Here is a 12170-nt window from a genome sequence, read left to right on the forward strand (position 1 = left end):
AAACGCCGGAACGGCAAGGTGCAACAGGAGGCAGGGTGGATACCAGTCTGATTTATGGGATTGGCGGCGTAACGATCGGCATGCTGTTGGGGTGGTTGATCGCCAGTCTGCGGGTGCAACAGACGAATGCGCAGCATGAAACCGAGCTGCGGTTGCTGGAGCAAGCGTTGCAGCAGGCGCAGCAGGAAACGGCGGCGCGGCAGGAGGCTCTGCAGCGCCATGAGCAGCTGCTGCGGCAGAGCGAGCTGGAGCTGCGTAACCTGCACAGCCAGCTGGCGGCCGGGCATGAAAAGCTTCAACAGCTCAACCATTGGCGCAACGAATGCGAATTGCTCAACCAGGAGCTGCGCGCCCAGCGCGAGGTTAACAGCGCGCAGGAGGCCGAGCTGCGCGAAGTCACCATCCGTCTGGAAGAGACGCGCATGGCGGCGGAGGAGAAGCAGCGCCTGCTTATCAACAGCGAACAACGCCTCACCACCCAGTTTGAAAACCTCGCCAACCGCATTTTTGAACACAGCGGCCGCAAGGTGGAAGAGCAAAATAAGCAAAGCTTGGATCGGTTGCTGCTGCCGCTGCGTGAACAGCTGGACGGTTTCCGCCGTCAGGTGCAGGACAGCTTTGGTCAGGAGGCGCGGGAACGTCACACGCTGACGCACGAAATACGTAATCTGCAGCAGTTGAACGCACAGATGGCGCGCGAGGCCATTAACCTCACCAAGGCGCTTAAAGGCGACAACAAAACGCAGGGCAACTGGGGCGAAGTGGTGCTGAGCCGGGTGCTGGAGGCCTCCGGCCTGCGCGAAGGGCACGAGTATGAAACGCAGGTCAACGTGCGGGTGGATCACCAGAGCCGCATGCAGCCCGATGTGATCGTGCGCCTGCCGCAGGGCAAGGACGTGGTGATCGACGCCAAGATGTCGCTGATCGCCTACGAGCGCTATTTCAACGGTGAAGACGAGGTGGAGCGCGAAGCGGCGCTGAGCGAACATATCGCCTCGCTGCGCGGCCACATTCGCATGCTGGGCCGCAAGGACTATCAGCAGCTGCCGGGGCTGCGCTCGCTGGATTATGTGCTGATGTTCATTCCGGTCGAGCCTGCCTTCCTGCTGGCTATCGATCGCGAGCCGGAGCTGATCAGCGAAGCGCTCAAGCACAACATCATGCTGGTCAGCCCGACCACGTTGCTGGTGGCGCTGCGCACTATCACCAACCTGTGGCGCTATGAGCATCAAAGTCAGAACGCCCAGCGCATCGCCGATCGCGCGGCGAAACTGTATGACAAGATGCGGCTGTTCGTGGACGATATGTCCGCGCTGGGGCAGAGCCTGGACAAAGCGCAGGGCAGTTATCGTCAGGCGATGAACAAACTGAGCGAAGGCCGTGGTAACCTTATCGGCCAAATTGAAGGTTTCCGCGCGTTGGGGGTTGAGGTCAAACGGCCGATCAACCCGCTGCTGGCGCAGCAAGCCGGCGCGCAACACGATGAAGCGGAAGAGGCGAACGACGATGATGTCGCCGCGCTGCCGCAGACGAAAGACGATGACGATACCGCCGGGGAACCGGGCTTCGTTTCGCACGGCTGAGGCCGTGGCGAGGTGGGGTATTCCCCAGGCTTCTGGTACACTCATCCACACAAAATTGACTGAATAGCAGGCAGGACAATGGCAGATCAACCGCAGGAAACCACCGATTTCGGTTTTCGCACCGTCGCTAGAGACGAAAAACAGGCCATGGTGGCGGACGTTTTTCATTCGGTAGCGGCAAAGTATGACGTGATGAACGACCTGATGTCGTTCGGCATCCACCGTATCTGGAAGCGTTTCACCATTGACTGCAGCGGCGTGCGCCGTGGGCAGCGCGTGCTGGATCTGGCCGGCGGTACCGGCGATCTGGCTGCCAAGTTCTCCCGCATGGTCGGCGAGCAGGGGCAGGTGGTGCTGGCGGACATCAACGATTCGATGCTGAAGATGGGACGCGAGAAGCTGCGCGATCGTGGCATCGTCGGCAACATCAATTACGTGCAGGCCAACGCCGAAGCGCTGCCTTTCCCGGACAATTACTTCGATTGCATCACCATCTCCTTTGGCCTGCGCAACGTCACCGACAAAGACAAAGCGCTGCGCTCGATGTTCCGCGTACTGAAGCCGGGCGGCCGCCTGCTGGTGCTGGAATTCTCCAAGCCGCTGCTGGCGCCGCTGAGCAAAGCTTACGATGCCTACTCGTTCCACGTATTGCCGAAGATCGGCGAGCTGGTGGTGAAGGATCCGGACAGCTACCGCTACCTGGCGGAATCGATCCGCATGCACCCCGATCAGGAAACTCTGAAGGGCATGATGGGCAACGCCGGTTTTGAAAACGTCACCTATTTCAACCTGACCGGTGGGATTGTCGCCCTGCATCGCGGCTTCAAGTTCTGAGAGGGAGATGCCGATGCTGTTTACCCCTCTGCTGACCGGTGCGCTGGAAACCTCGCTGAATAATCTGCTGTTTCGCGATCGCAGCATGAAAGCCGCTCGCCAACGCCTGGCGGGCAAGGTGCTGCGTATCGAACTGGAAGAGCTGGCTTCACCGCTGGTGCTGGTGTTCAGCGAACTGCGCGTGGACGTGCTGGGGCAGTCTGAGGACAGCGCCGATTGCACCGTGCGCAGCCGCATTCCCGCCTTACTGAAGCTGCGCGATCGCCAGCAGTTGCCGGTGCTGATGCGCAGCGGCGAATTGACGGTGGAAGGCGATATTCAGGTGGTGCAACAGCTGGTTGGCCTGCTCGATCTGGCGGAGTGGGATCCGGCGGAGTGGCTGGCGCCCTATATCGGCGATATCGCCGCCCAGGGCATTACGCAGGCGCTGGGAAAAGGCGCCTCGCTGCTGAAAACCGGCTTTATGCGCCGGCAGCAGGACATGGCGGAGGCGTTGACGGAAGAGTGGCGTCTGGCACCGGGGCCGCTGGAAGTGGTGTGGTTCAACGAGGAAGTTGATGCACTCGCCCGCAGCGCGGAAGCGCTGTCTGCCCGCATGGACAAGTTGGAGGGCAAGCGATGACCCCAGGCGAACTGCGCCGTTTGTATTTTATCGTCCGCGTTTTTCTCAGCTATGGGCTGGACGAACTGATCCCTAAAATGCGTTTGACGCTGCCGCTGCGCTTCGGCCGCCGGCTGCTGTTCTGGATGCCGAATCGGCACAAGGACAAGCCGCTGGGTGAACGCCTGCGGCTGGCGCTGCAGGAACTGGGGCCGGTCTGGATCAAGTTCGGCCAGATGATGTCGACCCGCCGCGATCTGTTTCCGCCGCAGATTGCCGATCAGCTGACTTTGTTGCAGGACCGGGTCGCGCCTTTCGACGGCGCGCTGGCGCGTAAACATATTGAACTGGCGATGGGCGGCCCGCTGGAAACCTGGTTCGACGATTTCGATCAGCAGCCGTTGGCCTCTGCTTCGATCGCGCAGGTGCATACCGCGCGGTTGAAAACCACCGGCCAGGAAGTGGTGCTGAAGGTGATCCGGCCGGATATCGGGCCGATCATCAAGGCCGACGTGCGCCTGATGTACCGTTTGGCCGGCTGGGTGCCGAAGCTGTTGCCGGACGGCCGCCGTCTGCGCCCGAGCGAAGTGGTGCGTGAGTACGAGAAAACCTTGCTGGACGAATTGAACCTGCTGCGCGAAGCGGCCAACGCCATTCAGCTGCGCCGCAATTTCGACGGCAGCCCGATGCTGTACGTACCGGAAGTTTATTCTGACTACTGCCGTGAAAGCGTATTGGTGATGGAGCGCATCTACGGCATTCCAGTCTCGGATATCGCCACGCTGGAGCAGCAGGGCACCAACATGAAGCTGTTGGCGGAACGCGGCGTTCAGGTGTTCTTTACCCAGGTATTCCGCGACAGCTTCTTCCATGCGGACATGCATCCCGGTAATATTTTCGTCAGCTACGAACATCCGGAAGATCCTTGCTATATCGGCATCGACTGCGGCATCGTCGGCTCGCTGAACAAGGATGATAAACGCTACCTGGCGGAAAATTTCATCGCCTTCTTCAACCGTGATTACCGCAAGGTGGCGGAACTGCACGTCGACTCCGGTTGGGTGCCGCGCGACACTAATGTGGAAGACTTTGAATTCGCCATCCGCACCGTGTGCGAGCCGATTTTCGAGAAACCGCTGGCGGAGATTTCCTTCGGCAACGTGCTGCTGAACCTGTTCAACACCGCACGCCGCTTCAATATGGAAGTGCAGCCGCAGCTGGTGTTATTGCAGAAGACCTTGCTGTATGTTGAAGGACTGGGGCGCCAGCTCTACCCGCAGCTGGATTTGTGGACCACGGCCAAGCCGTTCCTTGAGAGCTGGCTGCGCGATCAGGTCGGCATCCCTGCCGTGGTGCGCGCGCTGAAAGAAAAAGCACCGTTCTGGGCGGAGAAGCTGCCGGAACTGCCCGAGCTGTTTTACGACAGCCTGCAGCAGCATAAACTGTTGCAACAAAGCGTTGATAAGCTGACCAACCAAATGCAGGCTCAGCGGGTTCGTCAGGGGCAGTCACGTTATTTGTTCGGCGTTGGCGCTACACTCTTGGTAAGCGGCACGCTGTTGCTGCTGGGGCAAATCGAGGTGTTTCCTGCCTGGATGATGGCCGCCGGCATCGTATGCTGGGTGATTGGCTGGAAGCGAACCACCTGATTTAATTCGTCACTCTGGTAAAGTCGGCCCTATAATGCGGGCTGGCTTTGAAAGACCCTTTAAAATTAGAGGTAATTAAAATGGGCGGTATTAGTATTACGCAATTGTTGATCATCGCAGTGATCGTGGTGCTGCTGTTCGGTACCAAAAAACTGCGCACGCTGGGCTCCGATCTCGGCGCCTCGATCAAGGGCTTCAAGAAGGCGATCGGCGACGACACGCCGTCGACCCCCAACACGGCTGAGAAAAGCAGCCTGGATGACGCTGACTTCTCGGCCAAGCCTATTACCGATAAGCAGCCGGAAGTGAAACCGGAAGAGTCGAAGAACAAAGAGCAGGTATAAACCGTGTTTGACATTGGGTTTAGTGAGCTGCTGCTGGTGCTGGTGATCGGCCTGGTTGTTCTGGGGCCGGAACGGTTGCCGGTCGCGGTCAGAACGGTGTCGGGCTGGATCCGCGCGCTGCGCTCGCTGGCGGCCTCGGTGCAGCACGAACTGTCTCAGGAACTGAAGCTGCAGGAGCTGCAGGACAGCCTGAAAAAAGCGGAACAGGCCGGTTTGCAGAACCTGACGCCGGAGCTGAAGGCGTCAATGGATGAGCTGAAAGACGCGGCGGAATCATTGAAACGCACCTACCGGGGCGAGAAAGAAGAGCTGGCGAACACCATTCATAACCCGCAGGTCACCGATCCGGAAGCCTTGCACGACGGCGTGACGCCGGCGGAAGCGGCAACCAGCGCCAGCGCGCCCGCCGCCGTGCCAAAACCGGCAGCGGAGCCTGAGGCCGTCGCGCCTGTGTCACCGGCCGCGCCAGTGCCAGCGCAGCAGGCTAAAGCGCCGGTGGAAACCGCGCCGGCACCTGTCGAACCTGTTGCGGATAAAACCCCAGCGTCTCACCAACCTAGTGGCGATCGTTAATACATGGCTGTTGAAGATACCCAACCCCTTATCAGTCATCTGATAGAGCTGCGCAAGCGGCTGTTGAACTCGATTATTTGCGTGCTGGCGGTGTTCGTGGTGCTGGTATTTTTCGCCAACGACATCTACCAGCTGGTCTCTGCGCCGCTGCTCAAGCAGCTGCCGGCCGGGGCGAGCATGATCGCTACCGACGTGGCGTCACCGTTCTTTACGCCGATCAAGCTGACCATGATCGTCTCGGTGTTCGTCTCAGCGCCGATGATTCTGTATCAGGTGTGGGCATTCATCGCACCGGCGCTGTACAAGCATGAACGCCGCCTGATGATGCCGCTGCTGGTGTCCAGCAGCCTGCTGTTCTACCTCGGCATGGCTTTCGCCTACTTCATCGTGTTCCCGCTGGCCTTCGGCTTCTTTGCCAAGACCGCGCCGATGGGGGTGACCATTGCGACCGACATTAAAAACTACCTCGATTTCGTCATGGCGCTGTTTATGGCGTTTGGCGTCGCCTTCGAAGTGCCGGTCGCCATCATTCTGCTGTGCTGGAGCGGCGTCACCTCGCCGGAAGATCTGAAGAAGAAACGGCCGTATGTGTTGGTCGGCGCGTTTGTGGTCGGCATGCTGTTGACGCCGCCGGACGTGTTCTCGCAAACCCTGTTGGCAATACCGATGTATCTGCTGTTTGAAGTGGGGGTGTTCTTCGCTCGCTTCTATACCGGTAAACGTCGCCCGCAGGCGGAAGAAGAAGACGAGGGTGACGAACCCCCAGCACCCTGATCCACATTGATTGCGAAGCCGCCCATTGGGCGGCTTTTGCTTTGGAAAAAACCATGTTTGATATCGGCGTTAATCTCACCAGCAGCCAATTCGCCAAAGACCGCCAGGCGGTGGTGGAACGCGCCCGCGTTGCGGGCGTGACGGGGATGTTGATTACCGGCACCGATCTGGCGGAGAGCCGCGAGGCCGCCGAACTGGCGCAGCAACATGCGGGCTACGGTTGGTCTACCGCCGGCGTGCATCCGCACTACGCCAGCGGTTGGGATGAACACACCGCCGAGCAGATTTATGCGTTGGCCGCGCGCCCTGAAGTGGCGGCGATCGGCGAATGCGGCCTGGATTTCAATCGCAACTTCTCGACGCCCGCGCAGCAGGAAGCGGCGTTCACCGCGCAGCTGGCGCTGGCGGCGGAGTTGGCGCTGCCGGTGTTTCTCCACTGCCGCGACGCACACGCACGTTTTGCCGAGCTACTGACGCCGTGGTTGGATAAACTGCCCGCGGCCGTGGTGCACTGCTTCACCGGCACCGCCGAAGAATTAACAAGCTGCCTGTCGCTGGGCCTGTCGATCGGGATTACCGGTTGGGTCTGCGACGAGCGGCGCGGCCTGGAATTGCGCGCCCTGTTGCCGCAGATCCCGGCCGAGCGTCTGTTGCTGGAAACGGACGCCCCTTATTTGTTGCCCCGGGATTTACAACCTAAACCCGCATCTCGCCGCAACGAACCCTGTTTCCTGCCCCATATCGTGCATCAGGTCGCCGTCTGGCGACAGGAAGAGCCGCAATGGCTGGGGCAAAAAACCGATGAGAACGCCCGCCGGCTATTCCGGCTGGTTTGAGCTAGGAGAAAACTATGAGCTATGCATTTCCGGGTACCTTCCCTGGTCGCCGTATGCGCCGCGTGCGCCGTCATGACTTCAGCCGCCGCCTGGTCGCCGAAAACCAACTGACGGTCAACGACCTGATTTATCCGGTGTTTGTCATGGAAGGCAGCAACCGTCAGGAAGAAGTGGCCTCGATGCCGGGCGTATCGCGCATGACGATCGATCTGCTGGTCAAAGAAGCGGAAACCATTGCAAAATTCGGCGTGCCGGTGATCTCCCTGTTCCCGGTGATCGAGCCGGGCCTGAAATCGCTGCATGCGGAAGAAGCCTATAACCCGGAAGGGTTGGTGCAGCGCACGGTGCGCGCGCTGAAAGACGCGGTGCCTGAGCTGGGCATTCTGACCGACGTAGCGCTCGATCCCTACACCACGCATGGGCAGGACGGGGTCATCGATGAGCAGGGCTATGTGATTAACGACGTGACCAAAGACATCCTGGTGCGTCAGGCGCTGTCCCATGCCGAAGCGGGTGCGGAAATCGTGGCGCCGAGTGACATGATGGACGGCCGCATCGGGGCGATCCGCGATCGTCTGGAATTGCAGGGCCTGGTGAATACCCAGATTATGGCCTATTCCGCCAAGTATGCTTCCTGTTACTACGGCCCGTTCCGCGATGCGCTGGGCTCCAGCGGCAACCTGAAGGGCGGCAACAAGAAGACCTATCAGATGGATCCGGCCAACAGCGACGAAGCGCTGCAGGAGATTGCACAGGATCTGCAGGAAGGCGCGGACATGGTGATGGTGAAACCGGGCATGCCGTACCTCGACGTCGTACGCCGCGTGAAGGATACCTTCGGCGTGCCAACCTTCGCTTATCAGGTGTCCGGCGAGTACGCGATGCATATGGCGGCGATTCAGAACGGCTGGCTGCAAGAACAACCTGCGGTGATGGAATCGTTGATGTGCTTCAAACGCGCCGGCGCCGACGGTGTGTTGACCTACTTCGCCAAGCGTGTCGCCCAGTGGCTGCACGACGACGCGATGCGTCGTTAAGCGCCAACTGAGCCAACAAAAAGGCGCCTGAGGGCGCCTTTTGCATTACATCTTCTGGAACTGTCGGTTGTCGATGCTTTGACTGACCTGTTTGTTGATCAGGTTCAGCAACAACATGGAACGCGCCTCGCCGTCCGGCTCGGTGTAGATCGCCTGCAGCCCTTCGAATACGCCGTCGACGATCAGAACGGTATCCCCCGGCTGCGGGGTTTCCGGATCGACATAGGTTTCGCTGGTGTGCGTGCGTAGCTCATCGATCACCTTGCTCGGGATCACGCTCGGCAACGCGCCGAAACGCACGAAGTGGCTGACGCCGCGGGTGGCGCTGATGGTGGTGGTGTGAATGCGCTCCGGGTCGAACTCCACAAACAGATAGTTGGGAAACAGGGGTTCGCTGACCGCGATGCGCTTGCCGCGCACGATCTTTTCCAGCGTGATGATCGGGCTGAGGCAATTTACCTGCTGCCGTTCCAGATGTTCCTGCGCTCGCAACAGCTGACCGCGTTTGCAATAAAGTAGATACCAGGATTCCATAATTTCACATGCCTTTCTGCCAGCCGGTAAGCATATCAAAAGCTATTCCGGATACATAGTGATGCAAGTTTCAGCGTGTAACATCACCTATCTCTATGAATATGCGGCTATTAGCGAGGGGTCACACACTTATCGATACGGCGCTGGTATAACAGAGGGCTGAAAATTTGTTACCGTCACAGTATGGCAAGGCGTTGCGCTACCGGCTGTGACGCTATTCATCGTTTTTGACCGAGGGGGAAAGAAATGGAGCTGTTTCTGTTGAGCAACGGCAAGCTGTCTGGCGAAGCCGAGCTGCTGGGGTACGCCAAAAGCCAACTGCTGGCGATGATTGCGCGTCGCGGCATCAAATCCGCCGTCTTTATCCCTTACGCCCTGATCCGTTATGACTACGACCAGCGTGCGCAGGAGCTGGCGCAAACGCTGGGCATCGAAGTCACCAGTATCCACCACGCCGCTTCGCCGGCGGCGGCGATCGCGCAGGCGGAGTGTATTTTGGTCAGCGGCGGCAATACCTGGTTGCTGAACCAAATGCTGCACGAACAAGGCCTGATCGTGCCTATCCAGCGCGCGGTGCGCGAGCGTGAGGTGCCTTACGTCGGCTGGAGCGCCGGTTGCAACGTGGCTACGCCGAGCATTCGTACCACCAATGATATGCCGGTGCGCTGCAGCGTGGTGCTGCCAGCGCTGGGGCTGTTCCCGGTGCAGATCAACCCGCATTACATCGACGCGCATATCAGCGGCCACATGGGCGAAACCCGTGACGAGCGCCTGGCGGAGTTCTGCGCGGTCAACCCGAGTGAATCGGTGGTGGCGCTGCGTGAAGGCAGCCTGCTGCACGTTGAAGGCGATGCGCTGCGTTACTTCAGCGCTAACGGGCAGGGCTTCAAGGTGTTCCGCCACGGCGAGGAGACGCGCGAATATCAGGATACGCGTGCGCTGGCCACGCTGGTGCCGTTCAACTGCGGCTGAGGGCCACCCCGCAGCGGGCGGCGTTAACAAAATTGCAGCAACAACCGTGAAGAGGGCTTATAATGCCCTCCCCACTGGCCGTTATAATGATCAGCATGAAATACCGTGACTTACGCGATTTCCTCTCGTTGCTGGAGAAGAGAGGGGAACTAAAACGCATCAGCCAGCCGATCGATCCTTACCTGGAAATGACGGAGATTGCCGATCGCACCCTGCGGGCGGGCGGCCCGGCATTGCTGTTTGAAAACCCGAAAGGCTACGACATGCCGGTGCTGTGCAACCTGTTCGGCACCGCCAATCGCGTGGCGATGGGCATGGGGCAGGAAGACATCAGCGCGCTGCGCGAAGTCGGCAAACTGCTGGCGTTCCTCAAAGAGCCTGAGCCGCCGAAAGGCTTCCGCGATCTGTTCGACAAAATGCCGAAGTTCAAGCAGGTGCTGAACATGCCGACCAAGGTGCTGGGATCCGCGCCTTGTCAGGAGCAGGTATGGCAGGGTGAGGATGTCGATCTGGGCCGTATTCCGGTGATGCACTGCTGGCCGGAAGACGCCGCGCCGCTGATTACCTGGGGGCTGACGGTGACCCGCGGCCCGCATAAAGAACGGCAAAATCTCGGCATCTATCGCCAGCAGGTGCTGGGCAAGAACAAAGTGATCATGCGCTGGCTGTCGCATCGCGGCGGCGCGCTGGATTATCAGGAGTGGTGCCAGGCGCACCCCGGCGAGCGTTTCCCGGTCGCGGTAGCGCTGGGCGCCGATCCCGCCACCATCCTCGGTGCGGTCACGCCGGTGCCGGATACCTTGTCTGAATACGCTTTTGCCGGGCTGCTGCGCGGCAATAAAACCGAAGTGGTCAAGTGCCTTTCCAACGATCTGGAAGTGCCCGCCAGCGCCGAAATCGTGCTGGAAGGCTATATCGAGCCGGGTGAAATGGCGCCGGAAGGCCCTTACGGCGACCACACCGGTTACTACAATGAAATCGACCAGTTCCCGGTGTTCACCGTCACCCACATCACCCAGCGCCGCAACGCGATCTACCACTCGACCTATACCGGCCGCCCGCCGGATGAGCCGGCGATCCTGGGCGTGGCGCTGAATGAAGTGTTCGTGCCGATCCTGCAAAAACAGTTCCCGGAAATCGTCGATTTCTATCTGCCGCCGGAAGGGTGCTCGTACCGCCTGGCAGTAGTGACCATGAAAAAACAGTACGCCGGCCACGCTAAACGCGTGATGATGGGCGTCTGGTCGTTCCTGCGGCAGTTTATGTACACCAAATTTGTTATCGTCTGCGATGACGACGTCAATGCGCGCGACTGGAACGACGTGATTTGGGCGATCACCACACGAATGGATCCGGCAAGGGATACCGTTCTGGTGGAGAATACGCCGATCGACTATCTGGACTTCGCCTCGCCGGTTTCCGGCCTGGGTTCGAAGATGGGGCTGGACGCCACCAATAAATGGCCGGGTGAAACCGATCGCGAATGGGGCCGTCCGATTCAGATGGATGAAAAGGTACGTGCGCGCGTCGACGAAATCTGGGATGAGCTCGCAATCTTCAGTGACAGGGAACCGACGCTGTAGCGTCAGGCCCTGTTCTCAGCTTTGCATTGATGACCCGACAGAGGGAACGCATGACAATATTGAGCTGTAAAGTGACCTCGGTAGAGGCCATTACCGATACGGTTTATCGGGTACGTCTGGTGCCCGAGCAGCCGTTTTCTTTCAAGGCAGGGCAATATCTGATGGTGGTGATGGACGAGCGCGACAAGCGTCCGTTCTCGCTGGCATCTACCCCGACGCAGCAAGATTATATCGAGCTGCACATCGGCGCTTCGGAGCTGAATCTATATGCCATGGCGGTGATGGATCGCATCCTGAAAGAGCAGGCGATCACCGTCGACGTGCCGCACGGCGACGCCTGGCTGCGGGAAGAGGGCAGCCGTCCGCTGGTGCTGATCGCCGGCGGCACCGGTTTCTCTTACGCGCGTTCAATCTTGTTGACCGCGTTGGAGCAGCAGCCCGATCGCGACATTTCGATCTACTGGGGCGGGCGTGAGCTGAAGCACCTGTACGATTTGAGCGAGCTGGAAGCGCTGTCGTTGCAGCATCCGAATCTGAAGGTGATCCCGGTGGTCGAGCAGCCGGAAGCCGAATGGCGCGGCCGCAGCGGCACCGTGCTCAGCGCGGTGCTGCAGGATTTCGGCACGCTGGCGGAGCATGATATCTATATCGCCGGGCGTTTCGAGATGGCGAAAATCGCCCGTGAGCGTTTCTGCGCCGAGCGCGGCGCGCTGGAAGCGCATATGTTCGGCGACGCGTTTTCGTTTATCTGACAGAGGCGATGCGCAGTGAACGGGGTGGCCGAGGGTCGCCCCGTTTTTATTTGGGCGCCGGCAAACTTCAGGCATAAAAAACCCGCCCCTGACAGGCG

Annotated in this window: 13 protein-coding genes; 12 read left to right on the plus strand and 1 reads right to left on the minus strand. The window is 59.7% G+C overall.

The genetic code is table 11. From position 1 onward, the window contains the following. Positions 1 to 35: 35 nt before the first annotated feature. The 9 genes from rmuC to hemB all read left to right on the plus strand — a co-directional run bounded on the left by rmuC (position 36) and on the right by hemB (position 8231). The gene (rmuC, locus tag V8N38_RS00980; RefSeq protein WP_147840561.1) at positions 36 to 1583 is read left to right on the plus strand and encodes a DNA recombination protein RmuC; all 1548 of its coding nucleotides are present in this window, start codon (positions 36 to 38) and stop codon (positions 1581 to 1583) included. Between the two features lie 78 nt (positions 1584 to 1661). Beyond that, on the plus strand, positions 1662 to 2417 hold the full coding sequence (gene ubiE, locus V8N38_RS00985) for a bifunctional demethylmenaquinone methyltransferase/2-methoxy-6-polyprenyl-1,4-benzoquinol methylase UbiE (protein ID WP_025304918.1): 756 nt from the start codon (positions 1662 to 1664) through the stop codon (positions 2415 to 2417). Between the two features lie 13 nt (positions 2418 to 2430). Continuing rightward, positions 2431 to 3039, plus strand: a complete 609-nt coding sequence (ubiJ, locus tag V8N38_RS00990; RefSeq protein ID WP_060424142.1) for a ubiquinone biosynthesis protein UbiJ — start codon at positions 2431 to 2433, stop codon at positions 3037 to 3039. Beyond that, positions 3036 to 4667 carry a ubiquinone biosynthesis regulatory protein kinase UbiB gene (gene ubiB / locus V8N38_RS00995; RefSeq protein WP_147840562.1) on the plus strand — a complete coding sequence of 544 codons (1632 nt, stop codon included), beginning with the start codon at positions 3036 to 3038 and terminating at the stop codon, positions 4665 to 4667. The genes ubiJ and ubiB overlap by 4 nt, the downstream gene beginning before the upstream one ends. An 80-nt stretch (positions 4668 to 4747) precedes the next feature. Continuing rightward, positions 4748 to 5011: a Sec-independent protein translocase subunit TatA gene (gene tatA, locus V8N38_RS01000; protein ID WP_004934452.1), complete on the plus strand. Its 264-nt coding sequence runs from the start codon at positions 4748 to 4750 to the stop codon at positions 5009 to 5011. 3 nt (positions 5012 to 5014) lie between these two features. After that, a complete protein-coding gene (tatB, locus tag V8N38_RS01005) occupies positions 5015 to 5584 on the plus strand; it encodes a Sec-independent protein translocase protein TatB (protein ID WP_060424141.1) in 570 nt (189 codons plus the stop codon). 3 nt (positions 5585 to 5587) lie between these two features. Then, complete coding sequence (gene tatC, locus V8N38_RS01010; RefSeq protein ID WP_004934456.1) at positions 5588 to 6358, plus strand: Sec-independent protein translocase subunit TatC; 771 nt, start codon at positions 5588 to 5590, stop codon at positions 6356 to 6358. A gap of 53 nt (positions 6359 to 6411) precedes the next feature. Then, complete coding sequence (tatD, locus tag V8N38_RS01015; RefSeq protein WP_070915677.1) at positions 6412 to 7194, plus strand: 3'-5' ssDNA/RNA exonuclease TatD; 783 nt, start codon at positions 6412 to 6414, stop codon at positions 7192 to 7194. 14 nt (positions 7195 to 7208) lie between these two features. After that, positions 7209 to 8231, plus strand: a complete 1023-nt coding sequence (gene hemB, locus V8N38_RS01020; protein ID WP_147840563.1) for a porphobilinogen synthase — start codon at positions 7209 to 7211, stop codon at positions 8229 to 8231. A 45-nt stretch (positions 8232 to 8276) separates the two neighbouring features. On the opposite strand, the gene rfaH is transcribed toward hemB, so the two are convergent. Beyond that, positions 8277 to 8765, minus strand: coding sequence for a transcription/translation regulatory transformer protein RfaH (gene rfaH / locus V8N38_RS01025; RefSeq protein WP_033644965.1), 489 nt, complete (start codon positions 8763 to 8765; stop codon positions 8277 to 8279). A gap of 246 nt (positions 8766 to 9011) precedes the next feature. Between rfaH and pepE the strand changes: the two genes are divergently transcribed. From pepE to fre, 3 genes are all read left to right on the plus strand, one after another. Beyond that, positions 9012 to 9737, plus strand: a complete 726-nt coding sequence (gene pepE, locus V8N38_RS01030) for a dipeptidase PepE (protein ID WP_060424139.1) — start codon at positions 9012 to 9014, stop codon at positions 9735 to 9737. A gap of 86 nt (positions 9738 to 9823) precedes the next feature. Beyond that, positions 9824 to 11320, plus strand: coding sequence for a 4-hydroxy-3-polyprenylbenzoate decarboxylase (gene ubiD / locus V8N38_RS01035; protein ID WP_025304926.1), 1497 nt, complete (start codon positions 9824 to 9826; stop codon positions 11318 to 11320). 50 nt (positions 11321 to 11370) lie between these two features. Next, on the plus strand, positions 11371 to 12072 hold the full coding sequence (gene fre, locus V8N38_RS01040) for an NAD(P)H-flavin reductase (RefSeq protein ID WP_004934474.1): 702 nt from the start codon (positions 11371 to 11373) through the stop codon (positions 12070 to 12072). Positions 12073 to 12170 lie beyond the last annotated feature (98 nt).

The organism is Serratia nevei (assembly GCF_037948395.1).
Taxonomy (GTDB): Bacteria; Pseudomonadota; Gammaproteobacteria; order Enterobacterales; family Enterobacteriaceae; genus Serratia; species Serratia nevei.